The organism is Gammaproteobacteria bacterium (assembly GCA_015709695.1).
Lineage (GTDB): Bacteria > Pseudomonadota > Gammaproteobacteria > Steroidobacterales.
The window spans coordinates 2,719,181-2,742,824 of record CP054183.1 but is presented as its reverse complement, the minus strand read 5'-3'; the positions used below and the strand labels follow the sequence as shown (position 1 = coordinate 2,742,824).

Sequence of the window (23,644 nt, the reverse complement as noted above, 5' to 3'; positions counted from 1 at the left end):
TCTGATTATGTCTTGCTGGCTGTCCGGGAATGAAGGGGATTATCCGTGCCGGGCCCGGCGCGCGCCCGACACCAGGTCGCAGTTCGGCGAGGAAATTCCCGCCCGGCCAGCTACTTCGGCTGCTTCACCGGGCGTTTCCAGCCCGGGATCGTCAGCTGCTTGCTCCGCGCCACGGTCAGCTCACCGGGCGGGGCATCCTTGCTGATGGTGGAGCCCGCGCCGATGGTCGCCCCGGCACCGATCGTCACCGGCGCCACCAGCTCGACGCCCGAGCCGATGAAGGCCTGGTCGCCGATGACGGTGTGGTGCTTGTTGGCGCCGTCGTAGTTGCAGGTGATGGTGCCGGCGCCGACGTTCACCCGCTCGCCGATGGTGGTGTCGCCGATGTAGGTCAGGTGGTTGACCTTGCTGTGCAGGCCCACCGTGCTCTTCTTCACCTCGACGAAGTTGCCGAGCTTGACATGGCCGCGGAGCACCACGCCCGGGCGCATGCGGGCGTAGGGCCCGATCTCGCAGCCCGGGCCGATGTCCCCGGATTCGATGACGCAATGGCTGTGGACCACGGTGCCGGCGCCCAGTTTCGTGTTGCGGATGCGGCTGAAGGGCTCCACCACCACGCCGTCGCCCAGGCTGACCTCGCCTTCGAACAGCACGTCCGGGTAGATGGTGACATCACGGCCGCAGCGCAGGCTGCCGTGGACGTCGATGCGCTCCGGGTCGACCAGCGTCACGCCCGCCTGCAGCAGCTCGCCGGCGATCCGCCGGCGCAGCAGGCGGCCGGCCTCGGCGAGCTGGGCCTTGTCGTTGACACCCATGACCTCGTCGGCCGACGCCGCCGCCACGGCGGCGACGCCCATGCCGTCGCGGACGGCGAGCGCGACGATGTCGGTGAGGTAGTACTCCTTCTGGGCGTTGTCGGCCCGCAGGCGGCGCACCATGCGGGCCAGCGCGCCGGCCGGGCAGGCGAGCAGCCCGGTGTTGATCTCGCGGATGGCGCGCTGCGCCGGCGTGGCGTCCTTGTCCTCGACGATGGCGACGATGCCGCCGCGGCTGCCGCCGCTGCGGATGATGCGCCCGTATCCGGCCGGATCGTCGAATGCGGCGGTCAGCACCGCCAGCTGGCCGGTGCGCGCCTTCGCCACCAGCCGGCGCAGCGTCGCCGGCCGCACCAGCGGCACGTCGCCATAGAGGATCAGCACCACGTCCTTCGGCGGGATCCGCGGCAGCGCCTGGCGCACGGCGTGCCCGGTACCGCGTTGCTCGGCCTGGTGCACCCAGGTGAGCTCACGGCCGGCAAATGCGTCCTTGACGCGTTCGCCGCCGTGGCCGTGGACGACACGGATCTCCCGCGGCCGCAGCGCGCCGGCGGCAACCAGCACATGCTCAAGCAAAGGACGGCCGGCGAGCGGGTGGAGCACCTTGGGCAGGTCCGAGCGCATGCGCTTGCCCTGCCCGGCGGCGAGGATCACGACGGTGGTTGCCATGAGTCGATTATGCACCCAGCGTGACCGAGCTCCGGCCGGGGGGCTCGCCCAAAGCGAGTGTCGGGAAGCGACGGCGAGGCCCCCGGCCGGGGTTCAACCGCCGTCGGCGGATTCCTAGAGCTGCTTGCGCTTGCCCTTGAGCTTCTGCGTGGCGCGGTAACGGGCGGCCGCCTCGACCAGCTGCTGCTGGGCGTGGGCCAGGTCCTCGCGGCCAGTGGCGCCCTTGAGCGCCTCCTCGGCCTTGCGGCGCGCATCGTCGGCTGCCGCCTCGTCGAGCTCATGCTCGCGCAGGGCCGTGTCCGCCAGGATGGTGACCTGCGTCGGCTGCACCTCGAGGATGCCGCCGGTGACGAAGAGAAACACCTCGTCCTTGCCCTCGGCCTGTACCCGGACCTCGCCCGGGCGCAGCGTCGTCATCAGCGGCGCATGGCGCGGCGCAATGCCGACATCGCCCATCTTCGCCGGGCAGATCACCAGGTTGGCATCGCCCGAGTAGATGTGCCCCTCGGCGCTGACGATCTCGACGTGGATGGTGTTCATAGTGCGGTGCCGGTGTTCACTTATTCACTTATTGCGGCTGATCCGGCGTTTACTCACTGCATCACCGATTGCAAAAAGTGAATAAGTGAACACCGGCACCGCACGGGTTACTGCAGCGTCTTCGCCTTGGCGACGGCTTCCTCGATGGTGCCGACCATGTAGAAGGCCTGTTCGGGCAGGGCGTCGTACTCGCCACCGACGATGCCCTTGAAGGCGCGGATGGTGTCCTTCAGCGACACGTACTTGCCGTCCTGGCCGGTGAACTGCGAGGCGACGAAGAACGGCTGCGAGAGGAAGCGCTGGATCTTGCGGGCGCGCTGCACGGTGAGCTTGTCGTCCTCGGAGAGCTCGTCCATGCCGAGGATGGCGATGATGTCCTGCAGCTCCTTGTAGCGCTGGAGCACCGCCTGCACCGCGCGGGCGGTGTCGTAGTGGTCCTGGCCGATGACGTTGGGATCGAGCAGGCGGCTGGTGGAGTCGAGCGGATCCACCGCCGGGTAGATGCCGAGCTCGGCGATGTTGCGCGAGAGCACCAGCGTCGCATCGAGGTGCGCGAAGGTCGTCGCCGGCGACGGGTCGGTGAGGTCGTCCGCCGGCACGTAGATCGCCTGGAAGGAGGTGATCGAGCCGGTACGGGTGGAGGTGATGCGCTCCTGGAGCACGCCCATCTCCTCGGCCAGTGTCGGCTGGTAGCCCACCGCCGAGGGCATGCGCCCGAGCAGCGCCGAGACCTCGGTGCCGGCCAGCGTGTAGCGGTAGATGTTGTCGATGAACATCAGCACGTCGCGGCCTTCGTCGCGGAAGTTCTCGGCGATGGTCAGGCCGGTGAGCGCCACGCGCAGGCGGTTGCCCGGCGGCTCGTTCATCTGGCCATAGACCAGCGCGACCTTGTCGATGACGCCGCCGTCCTTCATCTCGTGGAAGAAGTCGTTGCCCTCGCGGGTACGCTCGCCGACGCCGGCGAACACCGAGTAGCCGGAGTGCTCCACGGCGATGTTGCGGATCAGCTCCATCAGCGTCACGGTCTTGCCCACGCCGGCGCCGCCGAACAGGCCGATCTTGCCGCCCTTGGCGATCGGCATGATCAGGTCGATGACCTTGATGCCGGTCTCGAGCAGCTCGGTGGTCTTCGCCTGGTCCTCGTAGGAGGGCGCCGCGCGGTGGATCGGCATGTGCTGGGTGGCGCCGATCGGGCCCGCCTCGTCGACGGGATTGCCGAGCACGTCCATGATGCGGCCGAGGGTCTTGGTGCCCACCGGCACGGAGATCGGCTTGCCGGTGTTCGCCACCGGCAGGCCGCGCTTGAGGCCTTCCGAGGCGCCCATGGCGATGGTGCGCACCACGCCGTCGCCGAGCTGCTGCTGCACTTCCAGCGTGAGGTTCGCCTCGTCGATCTTCAGTGCGTCATAGACCTTGGGGATGGCATCACGCGGGAATTCCACGTCCACCACCGCACCGATGACCTGTACAACCTTGCCGTTGCTCATGCTCTCTCTCCGGGTCGCATTCCTGTGGTGCCAGGCACCTAAACTGCCGCGGCGCCGCCGACGATCTCGGCGATCTCGCGGGTGATGCCCGCCTGGCGGGCCTTGTTGTAGTCGAGCTGCAGCCTCTCGATGAGCTTGCCCGCATTGTCGGTGGCGGCCTTCATGGCCACCATCTTCGCGGCCATCTCGCAGGCCACGTTCTCCACCGCCGCGCGGTAGACCTGTGTCTCGATGTAGCGCGTCAGCACGTCATCGAGCAGTTCCGCGGCGCCGGGCTCATAGAGGTAGTCCCAGTTCTGCGGCAGCGATTCGGTGCAGGGCGCCTCGGCGGGCAGCAGCGTGCGCACGTCGGGCTTCTGGCTCATGGTGTTGACGAAGCTGTTGTGCACGAGGAAGAGCCGGTCGATGCGGCCCTCCCGGTAGGCGTCGAGCATGACCGTCATGGCACCGACCAGCGCGGAGATGTACGGATTCTCGCCGAGATGGGTGGTGGCGGCGACGACGTTGACCTTCAGGCGGCGGAAGAACTGCACGCCCTTGGCACCGATCAGGCAGAGATCGACCTCCACGCCCTTGTCCTGCCACTGGCGCAGTTCCGGCAGCAGGCGGCGGAAGGTGTTGACGTTGAGGCCGCCGCAGAGGCCGCGGTCGGTGGTGACGACGATATAGCCGACGCGCTTCACTTCCCGCGAGACCAGATAGGGATGGCGGTACTCGGGGTGGGCCTTGAAGAGGTTGGCGATGACGTCGCGGATCTTGTCGGCATAGGGACGCGCAGCGGCCATGCGCGCCTGGGTGCGGCGCAGCTTGGAGGCCGCCACCTTCTCCATGGCCTTGGTGATCTTCTGCGTGCTCTTCACGCTCTTGATCTTGGTGCGGATTTCTTTTGCGCCTGCCATTTGTCCGGTCTCGTCGGTGCTTTCACGGCCGCCCTTGCGGCGGTACCCCCCGAAGTCGCTCCCCGATACTCGCTTTGTTCGGGGGGTACCGCCTCCGGGCGGCCTGCGACTGCGCGGCGTTCAAGCAGCTATCAATAAGCCCCGCTCTTCTTGAAGTCCTCGCAGACCTTCTTCAGCCCCGCGGCGATGTCGTCGTTGTAGTCGCCGGTGGCGTTGATCTTGTCGATCAGCGCGCCGTGCTTCTCCTTCGCGAAGGCATGCAGCGCGGTCTCGTAGGCCACCACGGACTTGGCCGGGACCGCATCGATGTAGCCCTCGTTCACCGCGTACAGCGACAACGCCATGAGGCCGACCGACAGCGGCGAGTATTGCTTCTGCTTCATCAGCTCGGTGACCCGCTGGCCGCGCTCGAGCTGCCTGCGGGTGGCCTCGTCGAGGTCGGAGGCGAACTGCGCGAAGGCGGCCAGTTCGCGGTACTGGGCGAGAGCAAGGCGCACGCCGCCGCCGAGCTTCTTGATGATCTTGGTCTGCGCCGAGCCGCCCACGCGCGACACCGAGAGGCCGGCGTTGATGGCGGGGCGGATGCCGGCGTTGAACAGGTCGGTCTCGAGGTAGATCTGCCCGTCGGTGATGGAAATCACGTTGGTGGGCACGAAGGCCGAGACGTCGCCGGCCTGGGTCTCGATGATCGGCAGCGCGGTGAGCGAACCGGTCTTGCCCTTGACCTTGCCGCCGGTGGCCTTCTCGACGTAGTCGGCGTTGACCCGTGCGGCGCGCTCCAGCAGGCGCGAGTGCAGGTAGAAGACGTCGCCCGGGTAGGCTTCGCGGCCCGGCGGCCGGCGCAGCAGCAGCGACACCTGCCGGTAGGCCCAGGCCTGCTTGGTCAGGTCGTCGTAGATGATGAGCGCATCCTCGCCCTTGTCGCGGAAGTACTCGCCCATGGTGCAGCCCGAGTAGGGCGCGATGTACCACATGGCCGGGGAGAGCGAGGCGGAGGCAGCCACCACGATGGTGTGCTCCATCGCGCCGTGCTCCTCGAGCTTGCGCACCACGTTGGCGATCGACGAGGCCTTCTGGCCGATGGCCACGTAGATGCACTTAACGCCGGTGCCCTTCTGGTTGATGATGGCGTCGATGGCCACCGCCGTCTTGCCGGTCTGGCGGTCGCCGATGATCAGCTCGCGCTGGCCGCGGCCCACCGGCACCATGGCATCGATCGCCTTCAGCCCGGTCTGCACCGGCTGGTTCACCGACTGGCGGGTGATGACGCCCGGCGCCACCTTCTCGATCGGCGACGTGCCGGCGGCCTTGATGGGGCCCTTGCCGTCGATGGGATTGCCGAGCGAATCGACGACGCGCCCGAGCAGGCCCTCGCCCACCGGCACCTCGAGGATGCGCCCGGTGGTCTTCACCGTGTCGCCCTCGGAGATGTGCTTGTAGTCGCCGAGCACCACCGCGCCCACCGAGTCCTGCTCGAGGTTGAGGGCGAGGCCGAAGGTGTTCTTCGGGAACTCGAGCATCTCGCCGTACTTGGCGTCGGCCAGGCCGTGGATGCGGCAGATGCCGTCGGTCACCGCGATGACGCTGCCGACATCGCGCGCCTCGGCGGCGCTCTCGAAGTTCTGGATGCGCTGCTTCAGCAGCTCGCTGATTTCTGAGGCCTTGAGTGCCATCGTTTCGTTCCTCTGCCGTCTGTCGTTTGCCGTCGGCTAAACGCGAAGGGCGGTTGCCAGTTTGTCCAGGCCGGTGCGCACCGTGCCGTCGATGACGCGGTCACCGACCTGCAGCCGGGCGCCGCCGATGAGTCCCGCATCGACTTGCACCGCGAGGCGGATGCTGCGGTTGAAGCGCTTGTTCAGGGTGTCCTCGATTCGGGCGCGCTGCTCGTCGCTCACCGGGGTGGCCGAGGTGAGCGTGACGTCGAGGCTCTTCTCGGCTTCGGTCTTCAGGACCGCGAACCGCGCCGCGATGTCGGGCAGCAGGCCAAGCCGCCGGTTCTCCACCAGCAGCCGCAGGAAGTTCTCGCCCCGGGAACCCGCGCCCGCGAGCAGCGTGCCGCCGGGCTGCCCGCGGCAGACCTCGGCCAGGCTGCCAACGAGGCGCGGCAGGTCGACCGCCGGCGTGCGGATCAGCCGGCTGACCGCCGGCTCCAGCACCAGCCGTGCCGCGAGTTCCAGGAAGTCCTGCCAGGCCTGCAGCTGGTTCTCGGCCCGGGCCAGCTCGAAGGCGGCCTGGGCATAGGGCCGGGCGACGGTGCTGTCTTGCTCCGCCATGGTGCGTCCTCAGATCTGCGCGGCCAGCTTGGTGAGCAGGTCCTGGTGTGTGCGCGGATCGATCTCCCGCGCCAGGATCTTCTCCGCGCCGGCCACGGCGATGGCGGCCACCTGGCCACGCAGCTCGTCGCGGGCGCGGTTGACCTGCTGGTCCACTTCCGCCTTGCCCGACTGGATGATGCGCTCGCGCTCCTGGTCGGCTGCCGTGCGCGCCTCCTCGACGATGCCGTTGGCGCGGCTCTGCGCCTGGTCGAGGATGCCGCGCGCCTGGGCGCGGGCCTCGTCGATCATCGCCTGGATCCGCTGCTGCGCTTCCTCGAGCGCCCTGGTGCCCTTGTCGGCGGCTGCCAGGCCGTCGGCGATCTTCTGCTGGCGTTCCTCGATCATCGCCAGCAGCAGCGGCCAGACATATTTCATGCAGAACCAGACAAAGACCGCCATGGCGATCGCCTGACCGATGAGGGTGAGATTGATGTCCACCGCTATGCTCCTGACTTGGCCTGCCTGTGACCCTGTACCGCGATCAGCCGCCCGCGGCGGTCTGCAGCTGGCCGATGAAGGGGTTGGCGAAGGCGAAGAACAGCGCGATACCCACGCCGATCATGGCCACGGCGTCGAGCAGCGCCACCACCAGGAACATCTTGGTCTGCAGCATGTTGGCCAGCTCCGGCTGGCGTGCGCAGCCCTCGAGGAAGCGCCCGCCGAGCAGGCCCATGCCGATGCCGACACCGAGCGCGCCCAGACCGATCAGGATGGCCACGGCGATCGCGGTGAATCCAATTACAGTTTCCATCGTTTTCTCCTACCTCGAAATGCGCAAGTTGCGGACTAGGGATCTAGTGGTGCTCGCAGGCCTGGCTCATGTAGACGATCGTCAGCATCATGAAGATGTAGGCCTGCAAGGTGATGATCAGGATGTGGAACACCGCCCAGGGGAAGTGTAGCGGCAGCTGGAACACGCCCAGCAGCGCGATGAGGATGAACATCAGCTCGCCGGCGTACATGTTGCCGAACAGCCGCAGCGACAGCGACAGCGGCTTGGCCAGCAACCCCACGGTCTCCAGCACGAAATTGAAGGCGATCACCACTGGCCAGAACACCACCGGCACACCCAGGTCCTTCGGGTTCAGCGGGTGCATGGTCAGCTCGGCGAGGAAGCCGCCGGCGCCCTTCATGCGGAAGCTGTAGAAGATCATGAGGGCGAACACCGACAGCGACATGCCGAAGGTGACGTTGACGTCGGCCGTGGGCACCACGCGCAGGTAGTCGGCGACGCCGGGGGCCTCGGCCGCCGCCGGCAGGAAGTCCACCGGGATCAGGTCCATGAGGTTCATCATGAAGACCCAGCTGACGATGGTCAGCGCCAGCGGCGCGATGAGCTTGCTCTTGCCGTTGAAGGTGCTGCGCACGCTGTCGTCGACGAAATCGACGATGAGCTCGACCAGCGCCTGCGTCCTGCCCGGGCGGTCGCGGCTGGCGTTGACGGCGATGCGGCGGAACAGGTAGCCGAGGAACAGCGCGAGCAGCAGCGAGAACACCATGGAATCGACGTTCACGGCCCAGAAGTTGCCGTGGCACTCGTTCCAGACCCAGTGGCCATCGGCGCGGCACACCTGCAGATGGGTCAGGTGATGCTGGATGTACCCGCCCGCGGTGTTGTGTGCTGCTTCAGACATGCCCGGCTTCCGTCTTGTCCTGGTTCTTCCTGCGTTCCGTGCTGCCGCCCGGGGCGACCCCGGTCTGGCCCGCGAACCACGGATAGCCCGTGCCGAGGGCGATCCAGTACGCCAGGAACGTCACCGCATACGCTGCCATCAGTGGCAGGAACTGCGGTCTCATGATGCGGATCGCCGCCACGAACAAGGCTGCCGTGATGACGATCTTCATGAACTCACCCACATACACCGCCCGCATGAACCGGCCCGGATCCTCGGCGGCACTCACGCTGAACATGCGCAAGGCCTGATACAGCGCCGGCACCGTGCCGATGCAGCCGCCGGCCAGTGCCGACCGGGCGCTCGCCGTGCCACCCAGCCAGCCGGCCGCCGCCGTCACCAGCAGGGTCAGCACGGCCTGGCCCGCAGCCAGCAGCCACGCGGTCCGCCGCAGCAGGCGACGTGCCTCCGGGTCACTCATGCCGTTGCCCCGATCCAGCGCGCTCTGCGCGGGCAACAAAAAGGCCACCTCGCGCCCCTTCCGGGCGGTGCGGTGGCCGCGCGCGGCGCCTCAGGCACCGCAAAGCCGCAAAATTCTAAGGATTGGCACCGCAGGATTCAAGCCGGAAACATGCCGGCCGGAGCCGCAGGCGCTACTGGATGTGCGCGATGATGCCGTCGAGCTCGTCGAGGCTGCTGTAGCTGACCACCAGCTTGCCCCGTCCCTTGCTGCCATGCTGGATCTGCACCCGGGCACCGAGGCGGTCGGTCAGCTCGTGCTCCAGGCGCTGGACATCGGGGTCCACCGCCCGGGGCTGGCCGCCGCCCGCGGCACCGCCGCCAGCCTGCACCCGGCGCACCAGCGCCTCGGTCTCTCGCACCGAGAGACCCTTTTTCGCCACCAGATTGGCCACCTCGGCCTGCATGCGCGGGTCCGTCAGGCCAAGAAGCGCGCGGGCATGGCCCATCTCCAGCGCCGCGGAGCGCAACAGGGTCCGGGCCTGCTCGCCCAGCTCCAGCAGCCGCAGCAGGTTGCTGACTGCCGCCCGGGACCGGCCGATGGCGTCGGCTGCCTCCTGGTGGGTGAGCTGGAACTCGCCGATCAGCCGCTGCACGGCCTGGGCTTCCTCGAGGGGGTTGAGGTCCTCCCGCTGGATGTTCTCGATCAGCGCCTGGGCAATGACGGCCGAATCCGGAATCTGCCGCACCACGGCCGGCACGGTCGCCAGGCCCGCCATCTGCGCGGCGCGCCAGCGGCGTTCGCCGGCGATGATCTCGTAGCGGACCTCGCCCGCGGCGCTGGGCGCCGGCAGCGGGCGGACGACGATCGGCTGCACCAGGCCCTGGGCCTTGATGGAACGGGCGAGGTCCTCGAGCGCACCGGCGTCCATGTCCTGGCGCGGCTGGTACTCGCCCCGCTGCAGCAGCTCGACGGGGATCTGCCGCAGGCCCTCCCGCGGCTCGGTCTGCACCGGCCGTACCGGCGGACTGGCGTCACCGAGCAGGGCGTCGAGGCCGCGTCCGAGTCCTGTTCTTCTGGCGCTCATGGTGGTGTGGGGGGTGACCGACGGATGCGGGGCATTCTAGCTTGAGTGCGGGCGGGTCATGCGGGCGGCGACCACGCCTTCGGCAGCAGGCCTTGCGCCTCGTGGCCTCGCATGTGCTGGGGGGCTTTGGCGCGCCGTGGCCGCCCTTGCGGCGGGGGCCTCCGAAGTCGCTCCCCGATACCCGCTTGGTTCGGAGGCCCCCGCCTCCGGGCGGTGCGGCGCAGCTGCTCGCCGCGAGCGCTGGCAGTCCGGCGCAGCGGGCTGCCGCAGGGGTGGGCGCTCGACCCGTCCGGCGGCTAGGGTTCGGTGGCGGTGTCGCGGCGGATGACTTCCTCGGCCAGCTGCAGGTAGGCCTGGGCGCCGCGTGAGGTCTTGTCGTGGTGGATGGCGGAGAGGCCGAAGCTCGGCGCCTCGGCGAGGCGCACGTTGCGCGGGATGATGGCGTCGTAGACCTTGTCCCTGAAGTGCTTGAGCAGCTGGTTGGAGACTTCGGCGGCGAGGCGGTTGCGCGGATCGTACATGGTGCGCAGCAGGCCCTCGATGCGCAGCTGCGGGTTCACGGTGTTGCGCACCTGCTTGATGGTCTCCAGCAGCGAGGACAGGCCCTCGAGCGCGTAGTACTCGCACTGGATGGGGATCAGCACGCCGTCGGCCGCCGTCAGGGCGTTGAGCGTGAGCATGTTGATCGACGGCGGGCAGTCGATCAGCACATGGTCGTAGAGGCCGCGCACCGGTTCCAGCGCCTTCTTCAGGCGCAGCTCGCGGCCGATTTCCTGCAGCAGGCGCACCTCGGCGGCGGTGAGGTCGGCATTGGCCGGCAGCAGGTCGAACTGGCCGTCCTGCACCGGCACGATGCTGTCCTGGGCAGCGGAATCGCCGAGCAGCACGTCGCAGCTGGTGCTGGCGAGCGTCGCCTTGTCGACACCGCAGCCGGTGGTGGCATTGCCCTGGGGATCGAGGTCGACCAGCAGCACGCGCTTCTCCGCGCCGGCGAGCGCCGCCGCCAGGTTCACCGCCGTGGTGGTCTTGCCCACGCCGCCCTTCTGGTTGGTGATCGCGACGATGCGGCCCACGGCAGCCTCAGCGCTCCAGCACGATGATGTGGCGCTCGGCGTCGAGGCCCGGCACCTGCACACGGTCGACGATCGTTGCGCGCCAGGGAGCCGGCACGCCGGCCAGTTCGTCCACCGGCTTGCGCCCCTTCATGGCCACCAGTCGCCCGCCGGGGGCGACCAGCCGGCCGCAGGTGGCGACGAAATCCGCGAGGCTCGCCAGGGCACGACAGACCACGGTGTCGAAGCGGCCGATGTCGGTGTGATCCTCCAGCCGCCGCTGCGCCAGGCTGACGTTGGCGAGGCCGAGTTCGCTCACCACCTGGTGCAGGAAGCGCATCTTCTTGCCCACCGAATCCACCAGCGTGAAGTGGCGCGCGGGCTCCAGCAGCGCGAGCGGGATGCCGGGCAGGCCTGCGCCGGTGCCGGCATCGAGGATGGCCCTGCCCTGGAGGTACGGCCGGGCGGTCACGGAGTCGAGGATGTGCCGCAGGGCCATGTCGTCCAGTCCGGTGATGCGCGTGAGGTTATAGACGCGGTTCCACTGCTGGATCAGCTCCAGGTAGCGGATCAGCGCCCCCGTCAGGCTCTTGTCGGCCGGCACGCCGAGCTGCGCCAGGCCCTCGGTCAGGCGCTGTTCGACATCCATGGGCGTGGCCTCGGGGGCCGGCGGCCGAAGTGTGCGCAGAGTATAGCCAAAATGGTCCACCCGGCCGGGTGGTCAGGGACCGAAGCGGCAGCCGGCCCTCAGCCGAGGCGCACGAGGGTGCGGCCGGTGATGCGTCCTTCGATGTAGGCGTCGAAGCAGGCCGGCAGTTCCTCGATCCCCACCTCGCGGCTGGCGATGCGCCCGAGCTGCGCGGGCTTGAGGTCGGCGCCGAGGCGCTGCCAGACGACGCTGCGCAGCTCGCGGGGCGCATCGGCGGAGCTGATGCCGAGCAGGCTGACGCCACGCAGGATGAAGGGCATCACCGTGGTCTGCAGTTCCGGGCCCGCCGCCAGGCCGATGCTGGCGATGTTGCCGAGCGGGACGACGCTGCGTGTCAGCCAGGCGAGCACGCTGCCGCCGAGGTTGTCCACCGCGCCGCCCCACACCGCCTTCTCGAGCGGTCGCGTGCCGAGGACCTTGCCCTCCAGGGCCTGCACGTCGCTGGCGCCCAGGCTGCGCAGGTAATCCTCGGCCCCGGGCTTGTGGGTCAGCGCGGTGACGCGATAGCCGCGGCGGCTGAAGATGTCGATGGCGACGCTGCCGACACCGCCGGTGGCGCCGGTCACGGCGAGGGGTCCGAGCCCCGGGTGCTGGCCGTTCTGCTCCATGCGGTGCAGGGCGTAGGCGGCGGTGAAGCCGGCGGTGCCGATGGCCATCGCCTCGCGCAGGTCGAGCCCGGGCGGCAGGGGGGTGAGGACATCGCCGGGCAGCCGCGCGATCTCGCTGAAGCCGCCGTCGTGGATCTCGCTGAGGCCGCAGCCGCAGGAGACCACGGCATCGCCGGGCCGGAAGCGCGGGTCGGAGGAGCTTTCCACGGTGCCGGCGAGGTCGACACCGGCCACCAGCGGGTAGCGGCGCAGGATGCGGCCCTTGCCGGTGGCGGCCAGGGCGTCCTTGTAGTTGATGCTGGACCAGGCGGTGCGGATGACGACCTCGCCCGCGGACAGGTCATCGAGGCGCAGACGCTCGAGGCGCGCGACGATGCGCTCGCCCTCGAGGTGAACCCGCAGTGCCCGGAAGTCCTTCATTGCGCTCTCCCGGAGACGACTCCGGGGCGCGAGCGCCCCGGAATCCGTGATCGGCCGGCGCGGCCCCTGGGGCCGCCGCACCCGCCTACTTGTCGTAGTGGACCGTGAACAGGCCGGACTGCGCCGCGAAGTAGGCGGCGAGGTCCTTGACGTCGGCATCCTTCAGAGTGCCGACCTGGCCCTGCATGATGGGGTCCTGGCGCGCCTTCTCGCGGTACTTGGTGATGGCCTGCACCAGATAGTCCTCGTGCTGCCCGGCGAGGTTCGGCCAGGTGGGCGAGGCGCTGATGCCGGTCTCGCCGTGGCAGGCGGCGCACACCGTCGCCTTCTCCTTGCCGCGGGTGGCGGCAGGGGAGCCGCTGGCGGCGGCGCCCGCCTTCGCATCGCCCTCGCTGCCGAGGAAGGCGGCGATGTCCTGCATGTCCTGGTCGGACAGCGTGGCGGCCTGCGCCTGCATCGTCGTATGCGGCCGGGTCTTGGCCTTGTATTCCTGCAGCGCGATCACCAGGTAATCGGGCTTCTGGCCACCGAGCTTGGGAACGCGGTAGGAGGGGTAGGCATTGCGGTAGCCGGGAATGCCGTGGCAGCCCATGCAGGTCGAGGCCAGCTCGGCACCGCGGGCAGGATCCCCGGCAGCCTGGGCGCCCATGGAGAACCCGACGAAGGCGGAAACGGCGGCGATCAGGACGAGACGTCGACTCATGCACAGGACCTCGGGTGGGGAAGCAGGCAGGCCGTAGGCCGCCTCGCAGCGCCGGTATGTTAGTGTGAGTTCCCCGTGAATTCTAGAGAGATTGCCATGCCCCGCAGCATTGCCACCCTCCTCTTTCTCTCGGTCCTGGCGGGCGCCACGCCCGTGCTGGCGCAGCCCGGCGGCACGCCGATGCAACTGCCGCGGACCATTTCCGTGCCGGGCAGCGGCTCGGTCACCGGCACGCCCGACAAGGCGCAGGTCCGGCTCACCGTGCAGAAGACCAACCCCTCGATGGAGAAGGCGCGCGCCGAGGCGGTGGTGGTGGTCCAGCGCTTCCTCGCGCTCACGAAGAAGCTCGGCATCCCCGAGGCCAAGGTGCGCACCACCAGTGCCATGGTGAATCCGGAGTACCGCTGGGACCAGCCGACCTCGCGGCAGGTGCTGGTGGGCTACTCGGTGCAGCGCGAGTTCGAGGTCGAGGTGAACGATCTCGACAAGCTGGGTGCCCTGGTGGAGGGCGCGGTGGATGCGGGCGTCAATCACGTCGCGCCGCCGGTGCTCGACAGCACGAAGCGGCGCGAGCTGAACCGGCAGGCCCTCGCTGCCGCTGCCCGCGACGCCGAGGCCAATGCGCGGGCCATCGCCGACACCCTGGGCGTGAAGCTGGGCAGCCTGCGTGAACTCACCGCCGGCGGTGCCGAGCCACCCCGCCCGCCGATGCCGATGGCCATGATGAAGGCGACCATGGCCGAGGCCGCCGATGCCGGCGGCGCGGCGACCTATACCCCGGGCAGCCTGACCTTCGACGCGACGGTGAACGCCAGCTTCGACATCGTCAGCCCGTAATTGGCACTGTCAATTGAGTGGCATTAGCAACTGACTGATTTGGCGATTATTTCCTGAATGTCCTCGACACGATGGCAGGCCACCTCGGCGGCCCCGTGGCGCAGCAGGGCCGGCGCCTGCGCGGCACAGGTTTCCACCGCATGGGGGCAGCGCGTACGGAACACGCAGCCGCTCGGCGGCGACAGCGGTGAGGGCACCTCGCCGCTGAGGCCGGCCCGCTGCCGCGAACGCTCCAGCCGCGGATCCGGCAGCGGCGCGGCGGCCAGCAGGGCCCGCGTGTACGGGTGACGCGGGCGATCGAAAAGCTCCCCGGCCGGGCCCGTCTCCATGACCCGGCCGAGGTACATGACCATCACCCGCTGGCTCACCTGGCGGATCACCGCCAGGTCGTGGCCGATGAAGATCAGCGACAGGTCCAGCAGCCGGCGCAGCTCCAGCAGCAGGCGCAGGATCTGCGCGCGCACCGAGACGTCCAGGGCGCTCACCGCCTCGTCGCAGACGATCAGCCTCGGCCGGGTGATCAGCGCCCGGGCGATGGCCACCCGCTGGCACTGGCCGCCGGAGAACTGGTGCGGGTAGCGGTTCATGTGCGAGGGATCGAGGCCGACCCGGCTCAGCATCTCGGCGACCTGGTTGGTGCATTGCGCCGCATCGAGGCCGGGCTCGAAGGTCTCCAGCGGCTCGGCGACGATGTCGCGCACCGTCATGCGCGGATCCAGCGAGGCGAGCGGATCCTGGAACACCACCTGCAGGTCCCGGCGCATCGCATCGAGTTCGGCCCGCGCCAGGCTGCCGAGGTCCCGACCGAGGAAACTCACGCTGCCGGCGCTGACCGGCACCAGCTGCAGCACCGCCCGCCCCAGCGTGGACTTGCCACAGCCTGACTCCCCGACCACACCGAGCACCTCGCCCGGCGCGAGCTCGAAGCTCACCTCGCCGACCGCCTGCAGGAAGCGGCGCCCGCCCCAGAACCGACCTGCCGCTACCGGATACCCGACCCGCAGCCCGCGGGCCTGCAGCAGCGGCGCGGCCCCGGGATGACGCGACGGCGCGGGCGGCGGGCCGGCACGATCCAGCCGTGGCACCGCCGCCAGCAGGGCGCGCGTGTAGCGCTCCCGAGGGGCGTAGAAGATCTCCTCGGGGCTGCCCGCCTCGCGGCACTCGCCCTGCTGCATCACCAGCAGGCGGTCCGCGAGCCCGGCCACCACCGCGAGGTCGTGGGTGATGAGGATGATGGCGGTGCCGAAGCGCCCGCGCAGCTCCCGCATGAGATCCAGGATCTGCGCCTGCACGGTGACATCGAGCGCGGTGGTCGGCTCATCGGCGATCAGCAGCGCCGGACGGCAGAGCAGCGCGGTGGCGATCATCACCCGCTGGCGCATGCCGCCGGAGAGTTCGTGCGGGTGCTGGCGCAGACGCCGGCCGGCGTCCTGGATGCCGACCGACTCGAGCATGCCGGCGCATTCCCGCGCGGCATCGCGGCCGCGCAGGCCCCGGTGTGCGTGCAGCACCAGCGCCATCTGTGCGCCGATGGACAGGTAGGGATTCAGCGAGGTCATCGGGTCCTGGAAGATCATGGCGATGCGCGAGCCGCGTACCCGGTTGAGCCCCGCCTCGTCGAGCGCCAGCAGGTCCTGGCCCTCGAACAGCGCCCGCCCGCTGGCCCGGCCGTTCGCCGCCAGCAGGCCGAGCAGCGCCAGCATCGCCTGGCTCTTGCCGGAGCCGGATTCGCCGACGACGCCCAGCACCTCGCCGGCGGCCACCGTGAAGTCGAGCGAGCGCACCGCCTGCACCGGGCCGGCGTGCGTGTCGAAGCGCACCCCGAGGCCGGCGACGTCGAGCAGCGGGGCGCTCAAGAGCGGCTCCGGTCGCGCGGATCCAGCGCATCGCGCAGCCCGTCGCCGAGGAAGTTGAAGCAGAACAGCGTCAGCGCGAGGAACAGCGAGGGGAAGACGATCATCCACCAGGCCGTCTCCAGTTCCTGCGCGCCCTCGTTGACCAGGGCGCCCCAGGACGTCATCGGCTCCTGCACGCCGAGCCCCAGGAAGCTCAGCACGGATTCCACGAGGATGACGTGCGGGATGGTGAGCGTGACATAGACCACCACCACGCCCAGCAGGTTAGGCACGATGTGGCGGCGGATGATGCGCCCGGTGGGCACGCCGCCGGCGCGCGCCGCCTCGACGAACTCGCGGTTGCGCAGCGACAGCGTCTGCCCGCGGACGATGCGCGCCATGTCGAGCCAGTTGATGGCGCCGATGGCGACGAAGATCAGCACGATGTTGCGGCCGAACAGCACCATCAGCAGGATCACCAGGAACATGAAGGGCAGCGCGTAGAGGACATCCACCACCCGCATCATCAGCTGGTCGAGGCGGCCGCCGACGTAGCCGGCCACGGCGCCGTAGAGCACGCCGATGGCCAGGCTCACCGCGGTGGAGACCAGCGCCACCAGCAGCGAAATGCGTCCGCCCCACAGGGTGCGCACCAGCAGGTCGCGGCCCAGCGAATCGGTGCCGAACAGGTGCCCGCTCGCCAGCGAGGGACCCATGGCGATGTGGTCCCAGTCGGTCTGCTCGTAGCTGTAGGGCAGGAAGAACGGCGCGACGACCACCACCCCGGCCATCGCCACCAGCAGCCAGAGCGCGGCGATCGCCGCGCGGTTGCCGCGCAGCGTCGCCCAGGCATCCGACCACAGGCTGCGCGCCTCGGTGCTGTCGGCTTCCACGCTCATGACAGGTGGCGGATGCGCGGGTCGAGCAGCCCGTACACCAGGTCGACGAGGAAGTTGCCCAGCAGGATCAGCGCGCCGTAGAACACCACCACGCCCATCACCAGCGTGTAGTCGCGGTTGAGTGCCCCGGTGACGAAGAAGCGGCCGATCCCCGGCAGCCCGAAGATCTGCTCGATGACCACCGAGCCGGTGATGACGGCCGCCGTCGCCGGGCCCAGGTAGGACACCACCGGCAGCAGCGCCGGCCGCAGCGCGTGCCGCAGCAGGATGCGGCCCGAGGACAGCCCCTGCGCCCGCGCGGTGCGGATGTAGGGGCTCGACAGCACCTCGATCATGCTGGCGCGGGTCAGCCGCGCGAGGTAGGCGACCTGCGGCAGCGCCAGGGTGATCACGGGCAGCACGAGGTGGCGCCAGGCGCCCCCGCCATAGCCGCCGGCCGGCAGCCAGCCCAGGCCCACCGCCACCACCAGCACCAGCAGCGGCGCCATGACGAAATTCGGGATGGAGATGCCGGTCATCGCCGCCGCCATCACCAGGTGATCGCCCGCCGAATTCTGGCGCAGCGCCGCCCAGGCGCCGGCGGAGACGCCCGCCAGCAGCGCCAGCAGCATCGCCAGCGAGCCGATGCGCAGCGACACCGGGAAGCCCGCGCGGATCAGCTCGGTGACGCTGAAGTCGCGGTACTGCAGGGAGGGGCCGAAGTCGCCGCGGGCGAGGTTGCCGAGGTAGCGGGCGAACTGCCGGGGCAGCGGCTCGTCGAGATGGTAGGCCTGGCGCAGGTTGGCCTCGATCTCCGGTGGCAGGTCGCGCTCGCTGTCGAAGGGGCCGCCGGGTGCGGCACGGATCAGGAAGAACGCGGCGGCGATCAGCACCAGCAGGGTCGGCACGCCCGTCAGCAGGCGCTGGATCGTGAACCTCAGCATGGGCGCATGGTGCCTCGGCGGCGTGCGGACGGGAAGCGCGGTCGCGCGGCCGTGCTCAGTGACTCAGGATGTAGAGGTCCTTGCTGTGGTGATGGTCCATGAGGTTCGCCCGGTAGCCGCCGACCCAGGGCTTCACCAGGCGCTTGGACGCATAGAAGTACAGCGGGATCAGCGGCTGGTCCGCGAGCAGCTGCCGCTCGGCCGCCTCCAGCAGCGCACGCCGGCGCGCCGGGTCCGCGGTCGCGGCGGCCTGGTCGAGCAGCGCATCGTAGGCCGGGCTGGCGTAGCCCGGGTCGTTCTGCCCGTTCTTCGAATGCAGGAGCTGGGAAAAGGTATAGGCGTCGTTGTAGTCGCCGATCCAGCCGGAGCGGAACACCTGGGTGATGACGCGCTGCTTGCGGTTCTCGAGGAACACCTTCCATTCCTGGTTGAGCAGTTTCGTGCGCACGCCCAGCGTCTGCTTCCACATGGCCGCCAGCGCGCCGGCGATGCGCTTGTGGTTCTGGTCCGTGTTGTAGAGCACCTCGACTTCCAGCGGGTGCTGCTGCGAATAGCCGGCCTCGCGGTACAGGCGGCGCGCCTCGGCATTGCGCTGCTCCTGGGTCCAGTCCGCCCAGGCCGGGCGCTGGCCGGTGTAGTGGGCGACCGGCGGCACGAAGCCGTAAGCGGGCTGCTCGCCGGTGCCCATCACGCGCCGGGTGAGGATGTCGCGGTCCACGGCCATGGACAGCGCGAGACGCAGCGGCAGGTTGTCCTTGAAGGGGGGGCGGGTGTTGTTGAAGCCGAAGTAATAGGTGCCGAGGTACGGGGCGATGTGCAGCTCGCCCGGCAGGTTGGCCCGCAGCCAGCGGATCTGGCGGAAGGGCACGCCCTCGGTGAGGTCGAGCTCGTCGGCGCGGTAGCGGTTGACCTCGGCGTCATCGTTCTCGATGGGGTAGTACCAGACCTCGTCGATGCCGGTGCGGGCGTCATCGCGGTACTGCGGATTGCGCACCAGGCGGATGTGCGACTGGATCACCCACTCCTCCAGCCGGTAGGCGCCGTTGCTGACCAGCGTGCCCGGGCGCGCGAACTTCGTCCCGTACCGCTCCACCGAGGCGCGGTGCACCGGATAGGCGCTGCTGTGGGTGAGCAGGCCGAGGAAGTAGGGCGTCGGCCCCGAGAGGCGGATCTCCAGCGTGGCGTCGTCGAGCGCCCTCACACCCAGCGCCGTGGGCGGCAGGCGTCCGTTGACCACGGCCTCGGCGTTGAGGATCGGGAACAGGATGCTCGAGTAGCTGTTGAGCGTCGCCGGGTCGCAGCTGCGGCGCAGGCTGTACTCGAAGTCGCGGGCGGTCAGCGGGTCGCCGTTGCTCCAGCGCGCGCCGGGCTGCATGTGGAAGACATGGGTCAGGCCATCGGCGCTGCTCTCCCAGCTGCGCGCCGCTCCGGGCACCAGCTCCCCGTCCTCGGTCTCCAGCACCAGTCCTTCGAAGAGGTCGCGCTCGATGTTGGCGGCCGCGACGCTCTCGGTGCGATGGGGATCGAGGCTCTCCGGCTCCGCGCCATTGCCCTTGCGCAGCACCTGCCGCGGCGCCCGCTCCTGGCCGCTGGCGCCGCCGATGGCGCCGTGGCTGGCGGATGGCACGGCCGCGTCGCCACCACAGGCGGCCAGCAGGCCGCAGAGCAGCGCAGGCAGCAGGGCAGCGCGCGCCGCGCGTGCCGGGTGCCGCTCAGGCACGGCGTGCCCGTTTCTTCTTCAGGTGCACCAGCAGCAGCGAGATGGCTGCCGGCGTCACACCCGAGAGGCGCGCCGCCTGGGCCACCGTGGCCGGGCGGGCCGCGCTCAGTGCCTGGCGGGTTTCGTTGGAGAGACCGCGGACGGCGGCGTAGTCGAGGTCGCCGGGCAGCACGGCATCGGCATGGCGCCGGTCGCGCTCGATCTCCAGCTGCTGGCGCTGCACGTAGCCGTCGTAGCGCGCCTGCACCTCGACCTGCGCCACCACCTGCTCGGCCTGCTCCGGCGTCTCCCCGGCCGGTGCCGGCCGTGCGCCCACCGCGGGCAGGGCGGTCAGCAGCGCATGGCTCGCGCCCGGACGACGCAGCAGCTCGAAGGCGCGCTGCGCGCTGCGCAGGGATCCGCCGAGGGCGGCGGCCGTCGCCTCATCCACGGCCTCGGGATGCACGACGAGTCCCCCGAGGCGCGCGGTCTCCGCCGCCACGGCATCGCGCGTGCTGCAGAACTGCCGCCAGCGCACATCGTCGACCAGCCCCAGTTCGCGGCCGATCGGCGTCAGCCGCAGGTCGGCGTTGTCCTCGCGCAGCAGCAGCCGGTACTCGGCGCGGCTGGTGAACATGCGGTAGGGCTCGACCGTGCCGCGGGTGATGAGGTCATCCACCAGCACGCCGATGTAGGCCTGCTCACGGCCGGGCGTCCAGGGCTCGCGCCCGAGCGCCGCGCGGGCGGCGTTGAGGCCGGCCAGCAGGCCCTGCGCGGCGGCCTCCTCGTAGCCGGTGGTGCCGTTGATCTGGCCGGCGAAGTACAGCCCGCCGAGCGCCCGCGTCTCCAGCGTCGGCTTCAGGTCGCGCGGGTCGAAGAAGTCGTATTCGATGGCGTAGCCCGGCCGCGTGAGACGCGCGCCCTCGAAGCCCGGGATGCTGTGCACCAGCGCCTCCTGCACGTCGAAGGGCAGGCTGGTGGAAATGCCGTTGGGGTAGAGCTCCGTGCTGTCGAGCCCCTCGGGCTCGACGAAGATCTGGTGCGAGCTGCGCCCGGCAAAGCGCACCACCTTGTCCTCGATGGAGGGACAGTAGCGCGGCCCGGTGCCCTCGATGGCACCGGTGAACAGCGGCGAGCGGTCGAGTGCGCCGCGGATGATGGCGTGCGTCGCCTCGGTGGTGCGCGTGATGTGGCAGGGCACCTGGCGCGGATGCTCCGCCCGCCGCCCGAGGAAGGAGAAGACCGGCACCGGCTCGTCGCCCGGCTGCGGCTGCATCACGCTGAAATCGACGCTGCGGGCATCAATGCGCGGCGGCGTGCCGGTCTTCAGCCGGCCCACGCGGAAGGGCAGTTCGCGCAGGCGGTCGGCCAGCTCGATGGAGGGCGGATCCCCGGCGCGGCCGCCGGCGTGCTGCTCGAGGCCGACGTGGATGCGGCCGCGCAGGAAAGTGCCGGCCGTGAGCACCACGGCATCGGCGTGGAAACACTGGCCGAGCTGCGTGCGCACGCCGGCCACCCGCCCGCCCTCCAGCAGCAGGTCGGCCACGCTCGCCTGGAACAGCGCGAGGCCCGGCTGGGCGTCGAGCAGCGCACGCACCGCCGCCTTGTAGAGCGCCCGATCGGCCTGGGCCCGCGTCGCCCGCACCGCCGGTCCCTTGCTGGCGTTGAGGATGCGGAAGTGGATGCCGGCGCGATCCGCGGCCCGGGCCATCAGCCCGCCCAGCGCGTCGATCTCGCGCACCAGGTGGCCCTTGCCGATGCCGCCGATGGCGGGATTGCAGCTCATCTGGCCGATGGTCTCGAGGTTCTGCGTCAGCAGCAGCGTGCGGGCGCCGAGGCGCGCGGCGGCCGCGGCCGCCTCGCTGCCGGCGTGGCCACCGCCGACCACGATCACATCGAAGCGCGATTGCTGCTGCATGGCTCGGGCACCCTTGCCGCGGGCAGGCTCCCGGCAGCCGCGGCGGCGCGCATTGTAGCGCGGCCATCCGCCCTCGCCGGCGTTGACCATAAGCGGCGCCATCCGGCGTGCTGCGACGCCCGTCACAGTCCGGCCGGGCCGCGATCTGCGACGCTAGTCTCACTTGCCGCGCCCGCGATCGTCGCCGGCGCCCACAACAAGAACAAGAACAGGCAGCCATGGCAGACGGCGAACCCGCACCGGACCTTTCCATCGACGACCAGCCCGCGCAACGGGCTTCCTGGCAGGCCTCGCTGCCGGCCGCCGGCTTCTACCTGGCCTGGGCGGGGCTGGCCTTCCTCAGCCACCTCGCCGGGCGCACCACCCTGGACCCGGCCGCCGCGGCCCTGCTGGCCGGCGCGGTGCTGGTGACCAACGCGCTGCTGGCGCTGCTGAGCCTGCCGGCGGTGCGCGAGGACAGCGATTCGGCCATCGCCACGGCCCAGGCCGGCCTCGCCATCGCCTGGACCACCGTGTATGCGGTGCTCGCCGAGGGCCCCGGCGAACTGGTCCCGGGCATGTACCTGACCGCGGTGCTGGTGGCCTTCACCCGCACCGATTCCGTCCGCCTGCGCCAGCTCTGCCTGGCCGCGGGAGGCGGCTATGCGCTCTCCATGGTGATTCGCCTGCTCGCCAACGGCGCCGGCGAGGGTCTCTGGGGCGAGGTGCTGCAGTGTGCGGGTGTCATTGGCATGCTGGTGCTGCTGGGCCGCCGCGCCCGCCAGACCGAGAGCGACCATGAAGGCCTGCGCGACGAAGTCGGGCGCCTGCAGCAGGAGGTCGAGCGCATGGCCCGCAGCGCCGAGCGCGACCACCTGACCAAGACCTTCAACCGCCAGTACATCATGGATGCCCTGCTGCGCGAGAAGGCCCGTGCCGACCGCACCGGGCGCCCCTTCAGCGTCTGCATCTTCGACCTGGACCGCTTCAAGTCGCTCAACGACTCGCACGGCCACCTGGTCGGCGACCGGGTGCTGGCCATCTTCGCCAACCGCGCACGCCGCGCGCTGCGCGCCATGGACGCCATCAACCCGACGCGCTTCCGCCGTGCGCTCGGCCGCCTCGGCGGCGAGGAATTCCTCGCCATCCTGCCCGGCACCGAGATCGACGGCGCGCTGCGTTGCGCGGAGCGCGTGCGCGAGGCCGTGGCGCGCCACCCGGTGGACCGGGAGCTGGAGATCACCGTCTCCGCGGGCGTGGCCGAATACCGCCGCGGCGAAACCGTGCCCGAGCTCCTCACCCGGGCCGACCAGGCCATGTATGCCGCCAAGCGCAGCGGCCGCAACCGCGTGCGCGTCAGCGCGGCGCGCAATCCGCCGCCGCGGAAGGCGATGGAATCCGCCAAACCGAGCCTGCGCGTCGTACGCTAGTCCCGGCCGGCAGCCGCCGGCGGCCCGGGGCTGCGCATGTCCAGCAAGGTTTTCTGCATCGGTTTCAACAAGACCGGCACCTCCTCCATGCACCAGCTGTTCCTCGAGCTGGGGCTGCGCTCCTTCCACGGCTACTACAGCCACATACCGGTCACCGATCCGCTCTACGCCGCCTTCCAGTGCTTCAGCGACGGCAACGAGCACGATTTCGCCCTGCTCGACCGCAGCTTCCCGGGCAGCCGCTTCATCCTCACCACGCGCCGGCTCGACGACTGGCTCGCCAGCCGCATACGCCACGTCGAACATCGCCGCAGCATCGGCGCCACCGGACCGATGCGGGAGGAGTACGAAGCCGGGCCCCGACAGGCGCTGCGGCGCTGGATCGCCTGCCGGCAGGACTATCACCAGCGGGTACGCCGGCACTTCGCCGGGCGCGACACCGACCTGCTGGTCATCGACATCTGCGGTGGCGCAGCGGACGAGAACCTGGCCCGCATCCTGGCGTTCCTCGGTTACGCGCCGCGCCCCGGCCTGGTGCTGCCCCACGAAAATCCCCGCGAGGGCCGCGGCGCGCTGCCCTCCGGCCCGGTACGCAGCCGGGCCGAAGTCCGGGCCGAAGTGGAGCAGGCCCTGCGCGACTGCGGCCTGACAGCGGAGGCCGGGGCCAGCGTCTTTCCCTGACAGGCTGCACGGGCTTGCTCCCATTCACGACTGCCTGTATGTTAGAAAGCGCTTAATTAGATATTG

The 23,644-nt window shown here is 70.0% G+C and carries 23 protein-coding genes; 3 read left to right on the top strand and 20 right to left on the bottom strand.

Features of this window, described 5'->3' with window-relative positions; genetic code table 11:
• Window positions 1-110: 110 nt before the first annotated feature.
• The 15 genes from glmU to HRU81_12610 all read right to left on the bottom strand — a co-directional run bounded on the left by glmU (window position 111) and on the right by HRU81_12610 (window position 13,377).
• Window positions 111-1,484: a bifunctional UDP-N-acetylglucosamine diphosphorylase/glucosamine-1-phosphate N-acetyltransferase GlmU gene (glmU, locus tag HRU81_12680; GenBank protein ID QOJ32900.1), complete on the bottom strand. Its 1,374-nt coding sequence runs from the start codon at window positions 1,482-1,484 to the stop codon at window positions 111-113.
• Window positions 1,485-1,598: 114 nt separating this feature from the next.
• Entirely contained in the window at window positions 1,599-2,024 is a 426-nt protein-coding gene (locus HRU81_12675; GenBank protein ID QOJ32899.1) for a F0F1 ATP synthase subunit epsilon, read from the bottom strand.
• A 107-nt stretch (window positions 2,025-2,131) separates the two neighbouring features.
• Entirely contained in the window at window positions 2,132-3,511 is a 1,380-nt protein-coding gene (gene atpD, locus HRU81_12670) for a F0F1 ATP synthase subunit beta (GenBank protein QOJ32898.1), read from the bottom strand.
• A gap of 38 nt (window positions 3,512-3,549) precedes the next feature.
• Entirely contained in the window at window positions 3,550-4,410 is an 861-nt protein-coding gene (gene atpG / locus HRU81_12665) for a F0F1 ATP synthase subunit gamma (GenBank protein QOJ32897.1), read from the bottom strand.
• Window positions 4,411-4,541: 131 nt separating this feature from the next.
• Window positions 4,542-6,083 carry a F0F1 ATP synthase subunit alpha gene (locus HRU81_12660; protein QOJ32896.1) on the bottom strand — a complete coding sequence of 514 codons (1,542 nt, stop codon included), beginning with the start codon at window positions 6,081-6,083 and terminating at the stop codon, window positions 4,542-4,544.
• A 36-nt stretch (window positions 6,084-6,119) separates the two neighbouring features.
• Window positions 6,120-6,683, bottom strand: coding sequence for a F0F1 ATP synthase subunit delta (locus tag HRU81_12655; GenBank protein ID QOJ32895.1), 564 nt, complete (start codon window positions 6,681-6,683; stop codon window positions 6,120-6,122).
• A 9-nt stretch (window positions 6,684-6,692) separates the two neighbouring features.
• Complete coding sequence (locus HRU81_12650) at window positions 6,693-7,163, bottom strand: F0F1 ATP synthase subunit B (GenBank protein ID QOJ32894.1); 471 nt, start codon at window positions 7,161-7,163, stop codon at window positions 6,693-6,695.
• A 43-nt stretch (window positions 7,164-7,206) separates the two neighbouring features.
• Window positions 7,207-7,476 carry a F0F1 ATP synthase subunit C gene (gene atpE, locus HRU81_12645; protein ID QOJ32893.1) on the bottom strand — a complete coding sequence of 90 codons (270 nt, stop codon included), beginning with the start codon at window positions 7,474-7,476 and terminating at the stop codon, window positions 7,207-7,209.
• A 43-nt stretch (window positions 7,477-7,519) separates the two neighbouring features.
• On the bottom strand, window positions 7,520-8,359 hold the full coding sequence (gene atpB, locus HRU81_12640; GenBank protein QOJ32892.1) for a F0F1 ATP synthase subunit A: 840 nt from the start codon (window positions 8,357-8,359) through the stop codon (window positions 7,520-7,522).
• Complete coding sequence (locus HRU81_12635; GenBank protein ID QOJ32891.1) at window positions 8,352-8,819, bottom strand: ATP synthase subunit I; 468 nt, start codon at window positions 8,817-8,819, stop codon at window positions 8,352-8,354. Before HRU81_12635 ends, atpB begins: the two co-directional genes overlap by 8 nt.
• 172 nt (window positions 8,820-8,991) lie before the next feature.
• Entirely contained in the window at window positions 8,992-9,885 is an 894-nt protein-coding gene (locus HRU81_12630; protein QOJ32890.1) for a ParB/RepB/Spo0J family partition protein, read from the bottom strand.
• A 296-nt stretch (window positions 9,886-10,181) separates the two neighbouring features.
• Entirely contained in the window at window positions 10,182-10,958 is a 777-nt protein-coding gene (locus HRU81_12625) for a ParA family protein (protein ID QOJ32889.1), read from the bottom strand.
• A gap of 7 nt (window positions 10,959-10,965) precedes the next feature.
• Entirely contained in the window at window positions 10,966-11,586 is a 621-nt protein-coding gene (gene rsmG / locus HRU81_12620) for a 16S rRNA (guanine(527)-N(7))-methyltransferase RsmG (GenBank protein ID QOJ32888.1), read from the bottom strand.
• Window positions 11,587-11,684: 98 nt separating this feature from the next.
• Complete coding sequence (locus tag HRU81_12615; protein ID QOJ32887.1) at window positions 11,685-12,674, bottom strand: YhdH/YhfP family quinone oxidoreductase; 990 nt, start codon at window positions 12,672-12,674, stop codon at window positions 11,685-11,687.
• 85 nt (window positions 12,675-12,759) lie between these two features.
• Window positions 12,760-13,377 carry a cytochrome c gene (locus HRU81_12610; protein ID QOJ32886.1) on the bottom strand — a complete coding sequence of 206 codons (618 nt, stop codon included), beginning with the start codon at window positions 13,375-13,377 and terminating at the stop codon, window positions 12,760-12,762.
• Between the two features lie 96 nt (window positions 13,378-13,473).
• Here HRU81_12610 and HRU81_12605 point away from each other — a divergent pair, with 96 nt between their 5' ends.
• Window positions 13,474-14,214: an SIMPL domain-containing protein gene (locus HRU81_12605; GenBank protein ID QOJ32885.1), complete on the top strand. Its 741-nt coding sequence runs from the start codon at window positions 13,474-13,476 to the stop codon at window positions 14,212-14,214.
• A 23-nt stretch (window positions 14,215-14,237) separates the two neighbouring features.
• Here HRU81_12605 and HRU81_12600 read toward each other — a convergent pair whose 3' ends face one another.
• The 5 genes from HRU81_12600 to mnmG form a co-directional block, all read right to left on the bottom strand.
• Window positions 14,238-16,070, bottom strand: a complete 1,833-nt coding sequence (locus HRU81_12600) for an ABC transporter ATP-binding protein (protein ID QOJ32884.1) — start codon at window positions 16,068-16,070, stop codon at window positions 14,238-14,240.
• Complete coding sequence (locus HRU81_12595) at window positions 16,067-16,948, bottom strand: ABC transporter permease subunit (protein ID QOJ32883.1); 882 nt, start codon at window positions 16,946-16,948, stop codon at window positions 16,067-16,069. Before HRU81_12595 ends, HRU81_12600 begins: the two co-directional genes overlap by 4 nt.
• Window positions 16,945-17,871, bottom strand: coding sequence for an oligopeptide ABC transporter permease OppB (gene oppB / locus HRU81_12590; protein ID QOJ32882.1), 927 nt, complete (start codon window positions 17,869-17,871; stop codon window positions 16,945-16,947). The genes HRU81_12595 and oppB overlap by 4 nt, the downstream gene beginning before the upstream one ends.
• A 55-nt stretch (window positions 17,872-17,926) precedes the next feature.
• Window positions 17,927-19,474, bottom strand: coding sequence for a peptide ABC transporter substrate-binding protein (locus HRU81_12585; protein QOJ33404.1), 1,548 nt, complete (start codon window positions 19,472-19,474; stop codon window positions 17,927-17,929).
• Between the two features lie 109 nt (window positions 19,475-19,583).
• Entirely contained in the window at window positions 19,584-21,488 is a 1,905-nt protein-coding gene (gene mnmG, locus HRU81_12580) for a tRNA uridine-5-carboxymethylaminomethyl(34) synthesis enzyme MnmG (GenBank protein QOJ32881.1), read from the bottom strand.
• A gap of 218 nt (window positions 21,489-21,706) precedes the next feature.
• Here mnmG and HRU81_12575 point away from each other — a divergent pair, with 218 nt between their 5' ends.
• Together HRU81_12575 and HRU81_12570 are read left to right on the top strand one after the other, a co-directional pair.
• Window positions 21,707-22,897, top strand: a complete 1,191-nt coding sequence (locus HRU81_12575) for a GGDEF domain-containing protein (protein ID QOJ32880.1) — start codon at window positions 21,707-21,709, stop codon at window positions 22,895-22,897.
• 36 nt (window positions 22,898-22,933) lie between these two features.
• Window positions 22,934-23,578, top strand: coding sequence for a hypothetical protein (locus tag HRU81_12570; GenBank protein QOJ32879.1), 645 nt, complete (start codon window positions 22,934-22,936; stop codon window positions 23,576-23,578).
• Window positions 23,579-23,644: the final 66 nt, after the last annotated feature.